The sequence below is a fragment of the Rhodanobacter sp. UC4437_H4 genome (assembly GCF_052978425.1).
Window position 1 is genome coordinate 3,561,312 of record NZ_CM129673.1, and the last position, 17,298, is coordinate 3,578,609.

At 67.5% G+C, this 17,298-nt stretch carries 15 protein-coding genes; 3 read left to right on the top strand and 12 right to left on the bottom strand.

Features of this window, described 5'->3' with window-relative positions; genetic code table 11:
• Window positions 1-55: 55 nt before the first annotated feature.
• From lpxA to pyrH, 10 genes are all read right to left on the bottom strand, one after another.
• Entirely contained in the window at window positions 56-844 is a 789-nt protein-coding gene (gene lpxA / locus ACVCL3_RS16120; protein WP_447098373.1) for an acyl-ACP--UDP-N-acetylglucosamine O-acyltransferase, read from the bottom strand.
• A gap of 2 nt (window positions 845-846) precedes the next feature.
• A complete protein-coding gene (fabZ, locus tag ACVCL3_RS16125; RefSeq protein WP_395119739.1) occupies window positions 847-1,314 on the bottom strand; it encodes a 3-hydroxyacyl-ACP dehydratase FabZ in 468 nt (155 codons plus the stop codon).
• The gene (gene lpxD, locus ACVCL3_RS16130) at window positions 1,307-2,335 is read right to left on the bottom strand and encodes a UDP-3-O-(3-hydroxymyristoyl)glucosamine N-acyltransferase (protein WP_447098374.1); all 1,029 of its coding nucleotides are present in this window, start codon (window positions 2,333-2,335) and stop codon (window positions 1,307-1,309) included. The genes fabZ and lpxD overlap by 8 nt, the downstream gene beginning before the upstream one ends.
• A 150-nt stretch (window positions 2,336-2,485) precedes the next feature.
• Window positions 2,486-4,906 carry an outer membrane protein assembly factor BamA gene (gene bamA, locus ACVCL3_RS16135; protein ID WP_395119737.1) on the bottom strand — a complete coding sequence of 807 codons (2,421 nt, stop codon included), beginning with the start codon at window positions 4,904-4,906 and terminating at the stop codon, window positions 2,486-2,488.
• Between the two features lie 195 nt (window positions 4,907-5,101).
• Complete coding sequence (gene rseP / locus ACVCL3_RS16140; RefSeq protein ID WP_447099962.1) at window positions 5,102-6,448, bottom strand: RIP metalloprotease RseP; 1,347 nt, start codon at window positions 6,446-6,448, stop codon at window positions 5,102-5,104.
• Window positions 6,449-6,484: 36 nt separating this feature from the next.
• Window positions 6,485-7,660: a 1-deoxy-D-xylulose-5-phosphate reductoisomerase gene (locus ACVCL3_RS16145; RefSeq protein WP_447099963.1), complete on the bottom strand. Its 1,176-nt coding sequence runs from the start codon at window positions 7,658-7,660 to the stop codon at window positions 6,485-6,487.
• 2 nt (window positions 7,661-7,662) lie between these two features.
• A complete protein-coding gene (locus tag ACVCL3_RS16150) occupies window positions 7,663-8,478 on the bottom strand; it encodes a phosphatidate cytidylyltransferase (protein ID WP_447099964.1) in 816 nt (271 codons plus the stop codon).
• Window positions 8,479-8,634: 156 nt separating this feature from the next.
• A complete protein-coding gene (uppS, locus tag ACVCL3_RS16155; protein WP_447098379.1) occupies window positions 8,635-9,390 on the bottom strand; it encodes a polyprenyl diphosphate synthase in 756 nt (251 codons plus the stop codon).
• A 17-nt stretch (window positions 9,391-9,407) separates the two neighbouring features.
• Complete coding sequence (frr, locus tag ACVCL3_RS16160; protein ID WP_447098380.1) at window positions 9,408-9,965, bottom strand: ribosome recycling factor; 558 nt, start codon at window positions 9,963-9,965, stop codon at window positions 9,408-9,410.
• Window positions 9,966-10,034: 69 nt separating this feature from the next.
• Window positions 10,035-10,751, bottom strand: a complete 717-nt coding sequence (gene pyrH / locus ACVCL3_RS16165; protein ID WP_395119731.1) for a UMP kinase — start codon at window positions 10,749-10,751, stop codon at window positions 10,035-10,037.
• 116 nt (window positions 10,752-10,867) lie between these two features.
• Here pyrH and ACVCL3_RS16170 point away from each other — a divergent pair, with 116 nt between their 5' ends.
• Complete coding sequence (locus ACVCL3_RS16170) at window positions 10,868-11,461, top strand: hypothetical protein (protein ID WP_447099965.1); 594 nt, start codon at window positions 10,868-10,870, stop codon at window positions 11,459-11,461.
• 165 nt (window positions 11,462-11,626) lie between these two features.
• Here the strand turns inward: ACVCL3_RS16170 and tsf are convergent, their stop codons facing one another.
• Window positions 11,627-12,508, bottom strand: a complete 882-nt coding sequence (tsf, locus tag ACVCL3_RS16175) for a translation elongation factor Ts (protein ID WP_395119729.1) — start codon at window positions 12,506-12,508, stop codon at window positions 11,627-11,629.
• 99 nt (window positions 12,509-12,607) lie between these two features.
• A complete protein-coding gene (rpsB, locus tag ACVCL3_RS16180; RefSeq protein WP_447099966.1) occupies window positions 12,608-13,456 on the bottom strand; it encodes a 30S ribosomal protein S2 in 849 nt (282 codons plus the stop codon).
• 315 nt (window positions 13,457-13,771) lie between these two features.
• Between rpsB and map the strand changes: the two genes are divergently transcribed.
• Together map and glnD are read left to right on the top strand one after the other, a co-directional pair.
• Window positions 13,772-14,536: a type I methionyl aminopeptidase gene (gene map, locus ACVCL3_RS16185; protein WP_447098382.1), complete on the top strand. Its 765-nt coding sequence runs from the start codon at window positions 13,772-13,774 to the stop codon at window positions 14,534-14,536.
• Between the two features lie 126 nt (window positions 14,537-14,662).
• The gene (glnD, locus tag ACVCL3_RS16190; protein WP_447099967.1) at window positions 14,663-17,296 is read left to right on the top strand and encodes a [protein-PII] uridylyltransferase; all 2,634 of its coding nucleotides are present in this window, start codon (window positions 14,663-14,665) and stop codon (window positions 17,294-17,296) included.
• Window positions 17,297-17,298 lie beyond the last annotated feature (2 nt).

A 17,298-nucleotide genomic window follows, 5' to 3' on the forward strand; every position in this document is an offset into this window, starting at 1 on the left:
CGTCGTGAAGCGAGAGCCAGAGCGCGTGCTTGATTTTGCGATAAGCGCGACGCGCCTATCGCGCCAACGACCGCTCGCTGTGGTCGAGGAACTCCAGCATTGCCATGACGTCGGCGCTTTCGCGCGCCTGCTCGGCGAGTTTCTCGCGGGCTTCGGGCAGCGAGAGGCCGGCCATGTAGAGGGTGCGGTAGGCGCGCTTGATCGCGGCGATGCGGGTGGCATCGAAGCCCCGGCGTTTGAGGCCTTCGCTGTTGATGCCGCGCGGGCGGCCCTGCTGCTCGTTGGCCATCATCACGAACGGCGGCACGTCGTGGCCGACCAGGCAGCCCATGCCGATGAAGGCGTGCGCGCCGACCTTGCAGAACTGGTGCACGCCCGAATAGCCGGAGAGGATCGTCCAGTCACCGATCACCACGTGCCCGGCCAGGGCGGAATAGTTGGAGAACACCACGTGATTGCCGACCTGGCAGTCGTGCGCGATGTGCACGTAGGCAAGCACCCAGTTGTCGTCGCCGAGGCGCGTGACGCCGCCGCCGTCGCCGGTGCCGCGGTTGATGGTGGTGAATTCGCGGATCAGGTTGCGGTCGCCGATGACCAGTTCGGTGCGCTCGCCGGCGAATTTCTTGTCCTGCGGATCGCCGCCCAGCGAGGCGAACTGGGCGACGCGGTTGTCGCACCCGAGCCGGGTGGGGCCTTCGATCACCACGTGCGGGCCGATCACCGTGCGGTCGCCGATCTCCACCTGCGCGCCGATGACGCTATAGGCGCCGATGCGCACGCCGGCGCCGATCACGGCAGCCGGGTCGACCTGCGCAGTGGGGTGGATCGCGGTGCTGTCACTCATGTTCATGACCTCGCGGCGCACATCAGTTCGCAGCTTGCCACTTCCTTGCCGTCGACCGTGGTGCGCGCGGCGAACAGGCCCATGCCGCGGACCAGGCGTTTCAGGTTCACTTCCAGGCGCAACTGGTCGCCCGGCACCACCGGAGCGCTGAAGCGCGCATTGTCGACCTTGACCAGATAGAACAACGGGCTGCCCGCGTCGCCCTTCATGCGGCGGCTGATCTGCGTCAGCAGGCCGGCGGCCTGCGCCATCGCCTCGATGATCAGCACGCCCGGCATCACCGGATGGCCCGGGAAATGGCCATCGAAGAACGGTTCGTTGATGGTGACGTTCTTCAGCGCGACTGCGCTGACGTCCGGCACGACCTCGATCACCCGGTCGACCAGCAGGAACGGGTAGCGGTGCGGCAGCAGGCGCTGGATCTGCTCCACCTGCACCGGCAGGGTGATCTCGAAATTTTCCTCAGTCATCGCTCTTGTCCTTTTCCAGTGCCGCCAGACGGCGCGCGTATTCGTCCAGATGCTTGAATCGCGCCGCATTCCTGCGCCACAGGCGATTTTCCTGCAGCGGCACGCCGGAGGAGTACTCGCCCGGTTCGCGTATCGAATGGGTGACCAGGCTCTTGGCGGTAATGGTAACCCGGTCGGCCAGCTCGAGATGGCCGAGCACGCCCGCATTGCCGCCGATCTGGCAGTAGCGGCCGATCCTGGCACTGCCGGCCACGGCGGCGCATCCGGCCATTGCGGTGTGCGCGCCCACGTGCACGTTGTGGGCGATCTGGATCTGGTTGTCCAGCCGCACGTCTTCTTCCAGCACGGTGTCGTCCAGCGTGCCGCGGTCGATCGTGGTGTTGGCGCCGATCTCGCAGTCATCGCCGATGCGTACCCCACCCAACTGGGGCAGCTTGATCCAGTGGTCGGTGTCGAAGGCCAGGCCGAAGCCGTCCGAACCGATCACCGCGCCGGGATGCACCAGCACGCGGCGACCCAGGATGACGCGCGTGACCAGGGTGACCCGGGCCACCAGCCGCGATTGCGCACCCACCGTGCAGCCCTCGCCGATGATGCAGTGTGGCCCCAGCACGGCGCCGTCCTCGACCACTGCATCGGCCTCGATCACGCAGCACGGGCCGATGCTGGCGCCGGCGCTGACGCGCGCGGAAGCGGCGACCACGGCACTGGGATGCACGCCAGCCGGTGCGGCGGGCAGGCGCTCGAACAGCGCGGCGATGCGCGCGTAGGCGACGTAGGGGTCCCTGGCGATCAGCGCGGTGGCCGGGCAATCGGCGAGGTTCTCCTCGCGCAGCACCACCACGCCCGCGCGGGTGGACAGCAGCTGCGCGGTGTATTTGCTGTTGGAAAGAAAGCTCAACTCGCTGGCGCCGGCGCCACCGAGCGTGCCCACGCCGCTCACCATCCGCGTGCCGTCGCCGCGGACGTCGAGGCCGAAGCGCGCGGCCAGTTCGGCTGCCGAGTAGTGGATGGCGTTCATGCGTGGCTCCGGACGGTGCGCGTCATTGTAGGGCGTGGCGCCGCACGACGCAGGTGTGCCCGGACGACGAAAAAGAAAACGCGGCATCGCCGCGTTTTCCTTCGATACGCCGGCAGCTCCGCACGTGGCGGCGCCCGCACCGGCCGATGGTCAGAACTGGCTGCCGAAGGTGAACTGGATGCGCTCCTCGTAATGACCGTCCGACGGCTGCGAGCGGAACGGCACGGCCAGGCTGATGATCAGCGGGCCGATCGGCGCCTGCCAGTGCAGCGATACGCCGGCCGAGGCGCGCAGCGTGCTGGCGTCGAAGCTCTGGTAATCCCGGTAGACGTTGCCGACGTCGGTGAACAGCGACACGCGCGCGGTGTTGATGTCCTTCAGGAACGGCAGCGGCAGGTACAGCTCGGCGGTGCCCAGCACCTTGAACGAGCCGCCGATCGGTTGCGCCCAGTAGGCGCCCAGGCAGTTGCCGCGCGCGTCCGGCGAGCTGCCGTCGATGCACACGCGTGGGCCCAGGGTGTTGTCCTGGAAGCCGCGCACGTCGCGCACGCCGCCGGCGGAGAAGTTGGCGAAGAACGGGAAATCCTGGCGCAGGTCGGGCATCACGTAGCCTGCGCCGCGCTGCGCTTCGGTGGCGGCCTTGAGCACGGCGAACTGGTCGTCGCTGATGCCGTTCTTGCCATAGGTCTTGCCGTAGCCCACCTGGCCGTCCAGGTAGAGCACGAAGCCCTTGCCGATCGGCCAGTAATGGTTGGCCTCGGCGGTGAGCTTCCAGTACTGCACGGTGGAGCCGGGCAGGGCGACATCCGCCTGGGCCTGCAGCAGGCCGCCGCGGGTGGGCGCCCAGAAGCCGTTGCGGGTGTCGTGGTTCCAGCCCAGCGTGCCGGTCCACGAATGGATCGTCTTGTTGCCGAGCTGGTTCTGGTAGTCGATCAGGTCCCGCGGGCTGTAGCCGGGGAACAGGTTGACCTTGTTGCTGCTGATGCCCAGGCCCACGCGCACGCCGTCGGTTTCGCTGATCGGGATGCCCAGGTAGGTGGAGAAGCCCTTGGCGCTGGTGCTGTAGTTGGCGTAGTCGGTGTTGCCGTAGTCGGTCTTGGAATAGTTGACGCTGTAGCCGATGCCGATGCCGTTGTCGGTCAGGTACGGGTTGTAGTAGTTGGCGCCGAAACTGGTCTGGTAGGTGCTGCGCGAGCCGCTCACCGAGAAGCTGTCGCCACTGCCGAACAGGTTGTTCTGGCTCAACGAGGCGTTGAGGATGATGCCGGCGTACTGCGAGTAGCCGATGCCGAACTGCATGCTGCCGGCGGCCTGCTCCTCGACCTTGACGCTGACGTCGACCTGGTCCTGCGAGCCGGGCACCAGTTTCTTGTCGATGTCGACCTTCTTGAAGTAGCCCAGCCGCTGCAGGCGGATCTTCGAGCGGTCGATCGCGGCCTGCGAGTACATGGAGCCTTCGAGCTGGCGCATCTCGCGACGCAGCACGTTGTCCTCGGTCTTGGTGTTGCCGGAGAAGATCACGCGGCGCACGTACACGCGCTGGCCCGGCTCGACGTACATGGTCAGGTCGACCGTGTGCTTGTCCTTGTCCAGCTTCGGGATCGGGGTGACCTTGGCGTAGGCATAGCCGATGTTGGACAGCACCGCCTTGATCGCCTTGCTGGAGTTCTCGATCGCGCCGCGGTTGAAGATGTCGCCTTCCTTGACGAACACCAGCTGGCGCATCGTCTTTTCCGGCAGGATCAGGTCGCCGAGCAGCTTGACGTCGGTGACCTTGTAGATGTCGCCTTCCTTGATGCTGGCGTCGATGTACATGTTGCGCTTGTCCGGCGAGATGCTGACCTGGGTCGAATCCACGCCGAAATCCGCGTAACCGCGGTTCATGTAGTAGGACTGCAGCTTCTCCAGGTCGCCGGAAAGCTTCTCGCGCGAGTACTGGTCGTTCTTGGAGTACCACGACATCAGGTTCGGCGTGCCGGACTCGAAATCGTCGCGGATCTGCTTGTCGGTATAGGCGTGGTTGCCGAGGATGTTGATCTCGCGGATCTTGGCGGCCTTGCCCTCGCGGATCTCGATGTCGATGGCGACACGGTTGCGGTCGAGCCGGGTCACGTGCGGCTCGACCGACACGTTGTACTTGCCGCGGTTGTAGTACTGCCGGATCAGCTCCTGCTGCACGCCGTCGATGGCCAGCCGGTCGAAGGTCTCGCCTTCGGAGATGCCGGTCTGCTTGAGGCCCTTCTTCAGGTCGTCGGTCTTGATGTCGTGGTTGCCGCGGATGTTGAGCTTGGCGATGGACGGCCGCTCGACCACCTTGATCACCAGGATGTTGCCGTCGCGGTCGAGCTCCACGTCGCTGAAGAACTTGGTCTGGTACAGCGCGCGGATGGCGCGTGCCGCCTCGGCGTTGGTGAGCCGGTCGCCCTTGTTCACCGGCAGGTAGTTGTACACCGTGCCGGCCGCGATGCGGCTGAGGCCGTCGATGCGGATGTCCGAGATCACGAAGGGCTCGAACGCGTACGCGTTGGCGGCAAGGGAGGCAAGCAGGATCAGCGCGGCGATACGCTTCATCGTCGGTTCCGTTGGGTTAGTTTGACGGGGCGGCCAGCGCGGCCGCTCCGTCAACGCATGCGGCGGGGGATGAGCCCGTCGCGAAAAGGGGCGCTGCATTCCAGCGGGATTTGTCGTGGACCGCGTCGGCCCGGGCAAGCACGACCGGCGCAGTCTGGCGGATCGCCAGGTGGTCGAGGGCGATGGCAATGCGCATCACGACAGCAGGGTTCGCTGGATGTCGTTGAATAGCGTCCATCCGACCAGGCTGAACAGCAGGACCAGACCGATGTACTGGCCGATGATCATGGCCTGTTCGCTGACCGGGCTGCCCTTGACCAGTTCGATCAGATAATACAGCAGGTGCCCGCCATCGAGGACCGGGATCGGCAGCAGGTTCAGGATCGCCAGGCTCAGCGACACCATCGCCAGGAACTGCAGGAACCACGCCAGCCCCATCTGCGCCGACGCATTGGCGTACTGGGCGATGCCGATCACGCTGGAGATGTTCTTGGTCGAGGCGTGCCCGCTGAGCATCTCCCCGATCATGCCGAAGGTCTGCCGGGTATTGCGCCAGGTGGTGGTGAACGCGGCGCCCAGTGCGCGCGCCGGCGAGTACTGCACGGTGGCCGGCTCCGGCGGCGGCGGGGCGACGCCCAGCATCCACTTCGCCGGCTGGTCGCCGAGCGACTCCCATGTCGCGGTGACCGCGAGGGTCAGCGGCCGGCCGTCGCGCAGCACGCCGATCGACAGTCGCGGCGATGTGGCCGCCGCCGATTGCACCAGCTTGCCGAGGCTGTCGAAATCGCCCACCGGCTGGCCGTTGATGCTGACGATGCGATCGCCGCCCTGGATGCCGCCCAGGGCCGCCGGTTGCCCGGGCTTGACCGTGCCGGCGATCGCCGGCGGCGGCGCCAGGCGCAGGCCGAGCTTGCCGAAGTACTGGTCGATCGGCTGGCCGGCCGGCAGGCGGTCCAGCGGCAGCACGAGTTCGCGGGTCTGGCCGTCGGCGTGGCGCACCGTCAGCGGCAGCGGGGTCAGCGCCAGCAGCGCGTTGCCCACCGCGTCCATCGAATCGCTCCAGGTGGAGACCTGGCGCCCGTTGACGCTGAGGATGCGGTCGCCCGGCTGGATGCCTGCCTCGGCGGCGATGCTGTCCGGCGTGGCGGTGACGATCGGCGCGTAGTCGCTCCGGCCGAGCATGAACATCAGCCACAGCGCGGCGATGGTGAAGATCACGTTGAAGCCCGGCCCGGCCGCCACGATGGCGATGCGTTTCCACACCGATTTGCCGGTGAACTCCTGGTCGCGCAGGGCCGGGTCGACCTCGCCCTCGCGCGCGTCCAGCATCTTCACGTAGCCGCCCAGCGGGATCGCCGCGATCCAGTATTCGGTGCCGTCGCGGCCGATGCGCTTCCAGATCGCCTTGCCGAAGCCGATCGAGAACCGCAGCACCTTGACCCCACAGCGCCGCGCGACCCAGTAGTGGCCGAACTCATGGAAGGTCACCAGCACGCCGAGCGTGACCAGCAACCAGAACACCGAGCCGAAAAAGGAAGTCATCAAGTACCGCAGCGGAAAGTCATCGGGACAAGAATATCAGCAAGCCCTGCGCAGTACGCGCCGGGCCGCCTCGCGGGCCGCCCGGTCGCGCTCGAGCAGGGTCGGGATATCGACCACCGGCTGCGCCGGCAGTTCCGCAAGCACCGCCTCGACCACGTCGGCGATCGACAGGAACGCCAGCGTGCCGGCGAGGAAGGCCTCCACCGCCACCTCGTTGGCCGCGCTCAGCACGGTCGGGGCGTCGCCACCGGCGCGCAGCGCCTGGAAGGCCAGCGCCAGGCAGCGGAAGGTGGCCAGATCCGGCGCCTCGAACTGCAGCGGCGCGCAGGCGGCGAGGTCGAGCGGGGTGACCCCGGACTCGACCCGCTCCGGCCAGGCCAGCGCGTGGGCGATCGCGGTGCGCATGTCCGGGTTGCCCAGTTGCGCCAGCACGGAGCCGTCGACGTAGTCGACCATCGAGTGGATCAGGCTCTGCGGATGCACCACCACCTCGATGGCCTCGACCGGCGCGGCGAACAGGTGATGCGCCTCGATCACCTCCAGCCCCTTGTTCATCAGGGTGGCCGAGTCGACCGAGATCTTGCGGCCCATGACCCAATTGGGATGCTTGCAGGCCTGGTCGGGCGTGACATGAGCCAGCTCGGCGCGGCTGCGGCCGCGGAACGGGCCGCCGGACGCGGTCAGGATCAATCGGCGCACGCCACTGCGGGCCAGTGCGGGGCGACCGCCCGGCAGACACTGGAACAACGCGTTGTGCTCGGAGTCGACCGGCACCAGCACCCCGCCACCGCGCTCGACCGCCTGCAGCAGCAGTGGGCCGGCCATCACGATGGACTCCTTGTTGGCCAGCAGCAGCCGCTTGCCGGCCTGCGCGGCGGCCAGGGTCGACTCCAGCCCGGCGGCGCCGACAATGGCCGCCACCACGGTGTCGCACAGGTTGCTGGCCGCCGCGGCGACCAGCGCGTCCGGGCCGCTGGCGACATCGCAGCGCACCCCGGCGTCGGCCAGGCGCCGGGCCAGTTCGCGCTCGTGCGCGGGATCGGCGACGATGGCCAGGTCCGGCCGGTGTCGAACGCACAGTTCGACCAGCGCCTCGACGCGGTGGTTCGCGGTGAGCACGCTGGCGCGGAACCGCTCCGGATGGCGCGCGATCACGTCCAGCGTGCTGCCGCCGATCGAGCCGGTGGCACCAAGGACAGCGACCGTGCGCATCGTCACAACTGCAGCACCCACAAGCCGGCGGCGAAAATGGGCAGTGCCGCGAACACGCTGTCCAGTCGATCCATCAGGCCGCCATGGCCGGGAAAGATGCTGCCCGAATCCTTCACCTGGGCATGCCGCTTGAGCAGGCTCTCGAACAGGTCGCCGACGATAGAAATGGACACGGTGGCCGCCGCCAGCAGCGCCAGCGCCAGCAACCGCACATCACGCACGTCGAGCAGCCAGGCGCCGACCAGCGCCAGCAGCACGCCGGCGACCAGCGCGCCGTAGGCGCCGGCCCAGGTCTTGCCCGGGCTGATATGCGGCGCCAGCTTGCGCTTGCCGAAGGCGCGGCCGGCGGCGTAGGCGCCGATGTCCGAGGCCCACACGATCATCAGCGCCAGCAAGGTCCACCACGGGCCGTGCGGCGAGTGGCCATGGATGCCGACCAGGGCGACCCAGGCCGGAAAGATCACGAATGCGCCGGCCAGCAGTTTCAGCGCGGTGTTGTCGCGCGTGGGCGCGGCGGCGAACGCGAAGTGGCGCAGCCACAGGCAGGCCACCAGCCACCATGCCACGCCAGCGACCAGCAGCCAGTCGAGCCACGCGCTGTCGCGCGCCAGCCAGAGCAGCACGAACACGCCGGCGGCCACGATCAGCAAGGCCACCCGGGCACGGCCATGCAGACCGCTCAGCTGGGCCCACTCCCCCCATGCCGCCAGGAAAGCCACGGCCACGATCGCGCCGAAGACGCCGGTCGGCGGCAGCAGGACGATCAGGATCGCCAGCGGCGCGAGCACCAGGGCGGTGAGAATGCGCTGAAGCAGCATGGAAATCCTCTAGGAGCGTGGGCGGTAGAAACCAAGGGAGCGAGCAAAGCGATTTTGAGTCAGGTTTTTCGATCGTTTGAGGAAGATAGCCGTAGCTATCTGACGAGAAGGAGCGGAAAAGCTGGCCAAAAGCGCGAAGCCATAGCCCCTTGGTTTCTATCGCCCACGCTCCTGGGGGGCAGGGGCCAGCTGCGCGCTGGTGCGGCCGTAGCGGCGCTCGCGCGAAGCGTAGTCGGCGATGGCCTCGCGCAGGCAAGCCTGGTCGAAATCGGGCCACAACGTGTCGGTAAAGTACAGCTCGGCGTAGGCGACCTGCCACAACAGGAAGTTGCTGATGCGGCGTTCGCCGCCGGTGCGGATGAACAGGTCCAGCGGCGGCAGCTCGGCCAGGCTCATCCACTGGCCCAGCCGTGATTCGTCGATCTCGTCGGCGCGCAACTCGCCATGCGCGACTGCCGCGGCAGCGTGGCGACAGGCCTGCACGATGTCCCAGCGGCCGCCGTAACTCACCGCGATATTCAGTTGCAGCGCCGCGTTGCCGGCGGTGCGGTCCGTCGCCGCGCGCATGCGCTGGCGCAGCGGCTCGTCGAAGCTGTCCAGGTCGCCGATGAAGCGCAGGCGCACGCCGTGGCCGTGCAGTTCCTCCACCTCTTTGTCCAGCGCGCGCACGAACAGGTTCATCAGCGCGCTGACCTCGTCCTGCGGGCGCTGCCAGTTTTCGCTGGAGAAGGCGAACAGGGTCAGCACCGGCACGCCTTCGCGCAGGCAGGCTTCGATCACCTCGCGCACCGCGCGGCGCCCGGCGTTGTGGCCGAAGCTGCGCGGACGGTGCCGGGCGCGGGCCCAGCGCCCGTTGCCGTCCATCACGATGGCGACATGGCGGGGAACCCGGGCAGCCGTGGCGGCCGGCATGCGGGGTGCGATGGCGCTCAGAGCGCCATCAGCTCCTCTTCCTTGGCCTTGACCACGGTATCGACGTCCTTGACCGCGCGATCGGTGAGCTTCTGGATCTCGTCGTCGAAACGGCGATCCTCGTCCTCCGTGATCTGCTTGTCCCTGAGCAGGTCCTTGACCTGCTGCAGGGCATCGCGGCGCACGTTGCGGATGGCGATCTTGGCGTTCTCGCCCTCATGGCCCACGTGCTTGGCCAGCTCCTTGCGACGCTCCTCGGTGAGCGCGGGCATGTTGAGCCGGATCACGGTGCCGGCGGTGGTCGGCGTAATGCCGATGTCCGATGCCATCAGGGCCTTCTCGATCGGCGCCACCATGTTTTTTTCCCACGGCGTGATGAGGATGGTGCGCGCATCGGCCAGCGTCACGGACGCGACCTGCGACAGCGGCGTTTCCGCGCCGTAGTAGCTGACCTTGATGTGGTCGACCAACGTGGTGCTGGCGCGGCCGGTGCGGATACGCGTGAGGTCGTGCTTGAGCGAATCGATGCTCTTGCCCATGCGGGCCTGGGCATCGTTCTTGATGTCGTTGAGCATGTGTCGTACCCCGGTGAATCTGGCAACGCGTGATTATAGCAGTGGCGGGCGTCGCCCCCGCGGGCCGACTCAGCCGACCAGCGTGCCGATCGACTCGCCGCCCATGATGCGCATCAGGCTGCCGGGCACGCTCATGTCGTAGATGCGCAGCGGCATGCCGTGGTCGCGGCACAGCGCGATCGCGGCGGTGTCCATCACTTGCAGGTTGCGCTGGATCACTTCCTCGTAGCTCAGCCGCTCGTAGCGGATGGCGTGCGCGTCACGGGCGGGGTCGGCGCTGTAGACGCCGTCGACCTTGGTGGCCTTGAGCAGCAGGTCGGCGCCGACTTCCACGGCGCGCAGCGCCGCGGCCGAGTCGGTGGTGAAGAACGGATTGCCGGTGCCGGCAGCGAACAGCACGATGCGGCCCTTCTCGATGTGGCGGATCGCGCGGCGGCGGATGTAGTCCTCGGCCACGTCGTGGATCTGGATCGCGCTCATCACCCGCGCATAGCCGCCACGCTTCTCGATCGCATCGGCCATCGCCAGCGCGTTCATCACGGTGGCGAGCATGCCCATGTGGTCGCCGGTGACGCGATCCATGCCGGCCGCGGCCAGGCCGGCGCCGCGGAAGATGTTGCCGCCGCCGATCACCACGCCCACTTCCACGCCGGCGCGGCGCACCTCGATGATCTCCTCGGCGAGACGGCCGATCACGTTCGGATCAATGCCGTAGTCGGCCTCGCCCATCAGCGCTTCACCGGAGAGCTTGAGCAGGATGCGGTGGTACTTGGGCTGGGTGCTCATGGGTTCTCCGGATTATGGGGGCAAACCGCCACATTGTAGCGGCAGAGCCGCTCTCGGGTAAGCTTGCCTCGGTCGATTGAAGTCGCCGCGACGGATTCGGTTCAAGGAGCGAACGGGTGGGGTGGAACACGCTTTATTACGGGGTTCCGGCGCCGTCGCGCGGGCGACGCATCGCCATCCACGGCACGCTGATCGTGATGGCCCTGGCGTTCTACGGTGGCTGGATCGACTTCCTGCCCGAGCCGTGGGTGGAACGATCCAGCTTCTACGTGGCGCTGGTGCTTGGCGTGGCGGTCACGGTGTGGCTCGCGTGGGTCAATCTCACCGGACGCAACGAAGCCTATCAGGGCGGTACCGCCGAAATGCTCCTGGCGGCACCGTTCTGCGCTGCCTTGGCTGCAGGCTTCATCTGGTGCGCGCTGGCGCATGGGGTGGCGGGCGGGGTCACGCGAATGCTGGGCGATGCCGCATTCCTGCCGCCGGTGCAGATGCACACCGTTCACCGCCGGCGGCGCCGGGAATGCGACTACCAGTTGAGGGGCGGCCCCATGACCGGCTTCCTGTTCGACCACCTTTGCACCAGTTCGGCCTATTACGAGGCCCATCCGCGCCATCGCGTGGAGGTGGCGCTGGGAGGCTTTCGCGGGCGGCTGGGGTTCTACGTCACGCAGTTCGGCCATCGTCGCGACCTGGGCGCCTACCGGGATTGACCGCGACAACGAAAAGGGCCGCGGTTTCCCGCGGCCCCTGGTTCGAAGCACCCGCTCTTTCTGAAAGTCCGGCCATGGCGAGGGCATGGATGCCCGAGGTGAGGCAACGCAGGAGCGGTTGCCCGATGGCCGGTCTTTGCCGTCAGGGATGACGGGTACTTCGGATTACCTCAAGCCTGCCTGCTTCATGACTTCGGCGGCGAAATCCTCTTCCACCTTCTCGATGCCTTCGCCGACGGCCAGGCGGACGACCGAGATGACGTCGGCGCCTTCCTTCTTCAGCGCCTCGGCGACCGTGACGTTGGTGTCCAGCACGTAGGGCTGGCCCAGCAGGGTGACTTCGGAAACGATCTTGTGGATCTTGCCGCTGATGATCTTCTCCAGGATCTCGGCCGGCTTGGCCTTGTCCTTCTCGGACATCAGGCTCAGCGCGATTTCCTTCTCCTTGGCGACGAACTCGGCCGGCACGTCCTCGGCGCGGACGTGCGCCGGGTTCATCGCCGCCACGTGCATGGCGATGCCTTTGGCCAGCTCCTCGGAGCCGCCCTTGAGCGACACCAGCACGCCGATGCGACCGCCATGGATGTAGTTGCCGATCACGCCGTCGTTCTCGATGCGGGCCATGCGGCGTACGTCGATCTTCTCGCCGATGGTGGCGATCAGCGCCTTGGCCGCGTCCTCGACGGTACCGCCGCCGGGATAGGCGGCTGCCTTGAGCGCGTCGATATCGGCGGCGCCGGACTTCAGCGCGACTTCGGCGACGGCGTCGCTGAACTTCAGGAAGCTCGCGTCCTTGCCCACGAAGTCGGTTTCGCAGTTGATCTCGACCAGTACGGCCTTGCCGCTGGCCTGGTCGGTGACGATGCGGCCTTCGGCGGCGATGCGGCTGGCTTTCTTGTCGGCCTTGGCGAGGCCGGACTTGCGCAGCCACTCCATGGCGGCGTCGAGGTCGCCGTTGTTCTCCACCAGCGCCTTCTTGCATTCCATCATGCCGGCGCCGGACCGCTCGCGCAGCTCCTTCACCATCTGGGCGGAAATATTGCTCATCGGTAGTTCTCCAATGCTTGGATGGCGCGACGGCAAGCAAACGCCGTCACGCGTTGATCTCGGCAGCCTGGCGGCGGTCGGCGACCGCCGCCTCGGCGCTTACTTGGCGGGCGCGCCTTCGTTGCGCGGGCCACGGCCGCCGTCGCGGCGCGGCGCGGACTTGCGCGGGGCAGCCTCGCGGCGCGGGCGATCGACCTTGGCCACCGGGTTGCCTTCCTCGTCCAGCTCGACGAAGTCGTTGCCGTCGCCCTGGGCGGCGGCCGGCGCGGCGGCCTTGCCTTCGAGGATCGAGTCGGCGGCGGCGCGGGCATACAGCTGGATCGCGCGGATCGCGTCGTCGTTGCCCGGGATGGCGTAGTCGACCAGTTCCGGGTTGTAGTTGGTATCGACCACGGCGATCACCGGAATGCCGAGCTTCTTGGCTTCCTGCACGGCGATGTCTTCGTGGCCGATGTCGATCACGAACAAGGCATCAGGCAGGCGGTTCATGTCCTTGATGCCGCCCAGCGAAGCCTGCAGCTTGTCGCGCTCGCGACGACGGGCCAGCACTTCGTGCTTGACCAGCTTGTCGAAGCTGCCGTCGGTCTCGGCCGCTTCCAGCTCCTTCAGGCGCGAAACGGACTGCTTCACGGTGCGGAAGTTGGTCAGCATGCCGCCGAGCCAGCGCGAGGTGACGAACGGCATGCCGGCGCGTGCGGCCTCTTCGGCCAACGGCTCGCGGGCCGAACGCTTGGTGCCGACGAACAGGATGGTGCCGCGCTTCTGCGCCAGGCCCGACAGGAAATTCATCGCGTCGGTGAACAGCGGCAGGGTCTTTTCGAGATTGATGATGTGGATCTTGCCGCGGGCGCCGAAGATGTACGGGGCCATCTTGGGATTCCAGTAACGGGTCTGATGACCGAAATGGACGCCGGCTTCCAGCATCTGACGCATGGTGACTTGTGCCATGGGTGTCGCTCCGATTGTCGGTTCCCTCGAGAAGGAACCTGGGGGTTGGGACCTCCACGCATCCCCGGCTTCGACCGCGACTGGCCCGATTTTGACGGTGGGCGAGGCGCGGCACCCCGAAGGCGGTGCCGATGCGTGTGTGGCGTTGGTTTGGGTGTTGTACCGCTGGGCGTTACAATCCCGGCTCGCTTTGCGTGGATCGACTCCCGCTCGGGAGGCATCAGCCCTGCAAAACTCCGAAATTGTAGCCGGTACGCCGGCGGTGCGGCAAGTCTCTGGATTTCAAGGAGTTCTGTCGCCACATGAGTGGAATCCATGGCCATTACCCTGAAATCTCCCGAAGACCTTGAAGGCATGCGCGTCGCCGGCAAGCTGGCTGCCGAAGTGCTGGCCATGCTCAAGGAGTACGTCAAGCCCGGCGTCACCACCGAGGAGTTGGACCGCCGCGCCTACGAGCACATCGTCAACGTGCAGAAGGCGATTCCCGCCAACGTCGGCTATCACGGCTTCCCCAAGACCCTGTGCACCTCGGTCAACCACGTGATCTGCCACGGCATCCCGAGCGAGGGCAAGGTGCTCAAGGACGGCGACATCGTCAACCTCGACGTCACCGTGATCAAGGACGGCTGGCACGGCGACACCAGTCGCATGTACGTCGCCGGCACCCCGTCGGTGCTGGCCAAACGGCTGGTGGATACGACTTTCGAGGCGATGATGCGCGGCATCGAGGCGGTGCGTCCCGGCGCCACGCTTGGGGATATCGGCCACGCCATCCAGCAGCATGCCGAGGCGGCCGGTTTCAGCGTGGTCAAGGAGTACTGCGGCCACGGCATCGGCAAGGTCTATCACGACGAGCCGCAGGTGCTGCATTACGGCAAGCCCGGCACCGGCGTCGAGTTGAAGAAGGGCATGACCTTCACCATCGAGCCGATGATCAACGCCGGCAAGCCGCAGACGCGCCAGATGCCCGACGGCTGGACCGTGGTGACCAAGGACCATTCGCTGTCCGCCCAGTGGGAACACACCCTGGCGGTGACCGACGACGGCTTCGAGATCCTCACGCCCTGGCCGGATGCGTGAAGCAGGAGTGAGTGGGGAGGAGTGAGAAAAGAGAGCCGGACGCGCGGCGTCGGCGCCGGATGCCATGCAGACATGGCAGACTGCCTTCTCTCATTCCGCACTCCTCTCCACTCACTTCTCGCTCCAATGAATTCAGCGCTCCCTCCCTTGCCGCGCCTGCCCGTGGCAGTGCCGCGCTCCGGCGTTTCGGCCGAGGCGCGGCGGGCGTTGCGGCAGTTGCTGGAGGATGTGGATCGCGGGTTGGCTACGGCGTTTCGCGACGGCATGGATGCCAGTGCGTTGGCGCGGCGGCGCGGCGAGTCGGTGGCGCGGGTGGTTGCGCATGTGTGGGCAGCCTGCCTCGGTGAGGTAGCCGGCGCGGCGCTGTTCGCGATTGGCGGCTTTGGCCGCGGCCTGCTGTTTCCGTACTCGGATGTGGACCTGCTGGCGCTGGCGGCGGCACCCGAGCCTGCGCGCCTGCGGGCACTGGAGCAGTTCTTCGCTACCTTGTGGGACATCGGCCTGAAAGTGGGCCACGCCGTGCGCGAACCAGCGCAATGCCGGGCGCTGGCCGCGCAGGACGCCAGCGTATTCACCAGCCTGCTCGACGCGCGACGGCTGGCCGGCGATCCGGCCTTCGATGCGCAACTGCGGGGCATCGTTGACGACCCGGCGTTGTGGCCGCCGCGCGAATACCTCGCCGCCCGGCTGGCCGAGCGCAACGCGCGGCACGCCCGTTACGACGACACTGCCTACAACCTCGAACCGAACCTCAAGGACGGGCCCGGCGGCCTGCGTACGCTCGACTCGCTGCGCTGGATGGGGCGACGCCTGGCGCACGCGGACGGGTTGTCGGGGATGGTCGCCGAGGGGCTGCTCGATCCGGCCGAGCAAGCCCAGCTGGAACAAGCCGAATCGACGCTGCGCCGTTACCGCTATGCCCTGCATCTGGAAGCGGGACGGGCCGAGGAGCGGCTGCTGTTCGACTATCAGCAGGCGCTGGCCGCACGCCTGGGATTCCAGGACGAGCACGAGAAGAACCTCGGCGTCGAACAGTTCATGCAGGGCTACTACCGCGCAGCCAGCCAGGTCGAGCGGCTCGGCGTGCAGGTGGCCGAGCGCTTCGAGGAGATGCTGGAGCCTCCCGCGGCGGAGCAGCCGGTGGGCGACGATTTCGTGCGCTACGGCGCGCGCCTGGCCGCGCGCGATCCGGAATTGTTCATGCGCCGGCCCGCGGCGCTGGTGGAGATTTTCATCGCCCGGCTGGAGCAGTCCGGCGTGCTGGGCTTCAGTGCCGACACCATGCGCCGCATCCATCAGGCGACCGACGCCCATGGCGCGGCGCTGGCCCGGGACGAGGAGGTGCTGGCCGCGTTCCTGCGCCTGTTGCGGCGCGGTGCGCCGGCGGTGGAGGCGTTGTGGCGGATGAACCGGCACGGCCTGCTGGCGGCGATCCTGCCGGCGTTCGGCAAGGTGTTCGGGCGCATGCAGTACGACCTGTTCCATGTCTACACGGTCGACGAACACACCTTGCGCGTGTTGCGCAACATGGCGCGCTTCGCCGAGCCGGCGGCACGGGGCGAGTTCCCGCTTGGCTGCGAGATCTGGGCCATGCTGCCCAAGCCCGAGGTGCTGCTGCTGGCGGCGTTGTTCCACGACATCGCCAAGGGTCGCGGCGGCGACCATTCGGTGCTGGGCGAACAGGATGCGCGGGATTTCTGCACGCGGCTGGGCCTCCCCTCCGGCGACGTCGAACGGGTCGCCTGGCTGGTGCGCCATCACCTGCTGATGAGCACCACGGCGCAACGCCAGGACATCACCGATCCCGAGGTGGTGCACCGTTTCGCCGAGACGGTGGGCGAGCGGGAGCAGCTCGGCCAGCTCTACTTGCTGACCATTGCCGACATCATCGGCACCAGCCCGCGCCTGTGGAACAGCTGGAAGGATCGCCTGCTGGCCGATCTCTGCACCAGCACCCGCCATGCCCTGCGCAGCGACGTCGAGTTGCCGCGCGACGCTGGCGTGCGCGTGCGCGAATGCAGCGCGCAGGCGCTGGCGCGGCTGCAGGAGGATGGCTTCGACGAAGCCCGGGTGCGGCAGGTCTGGGGGGATTTTCCGCAACTCAGCTTCCTGCGCCATCGGCCCGAGCAGATCGCGTGGCAGACCGCGGCGATCCTGCGCGCGCAGGGTGCGGTGCCGCTGGTCGCGGTGGAACCGTTGTCGGTACGCGGCAGCACCGAGCTGTTCGTCTACACGCCCGATCGGGACGGCCTGTTCGCCACCGTGACGGCGATGCTGGATCGGCTGCGCTTTTCGGTGATGGAGTCGCGCATCCTCAGCTCGCCCACCGGCATGGCGCTGGATACCTTCCTGTTGCTCGAAGCCGACAGCCAGCAACCGGCCAGTCCCGCGCGTGCCGAAGAGTTGCAGCAGCGCCTGCAGCGCGCACTCGCGCAAGCGGTGGGCGTGCAGCCGAGCAAGCGCAGCATGTCGCGTCATCAGAAGCATTTCCAGGTGACGCCGAAGATCAGCTTCCATGCCGCCGGCGGTCGCACCCAGTTGGCGTTGGCGGGGACCGACCGGCCCGGTCTGCTGGCGGCGGTGGCGCAGGTGATGCTGAGCGAGGACGTACGCGTGCACGACGCACGCATCGCCACCTTCGGCGAGCGGGTGGAGGACTTCTTCCTGCTGACCGATCGCGCCAACGCGCCGCTCGATGCGCAGCACCAGCAGCGCTTGCTGCAGGCGTTGCTGGCGCGGATCGGTCCCGCGCGCGAGTGAAG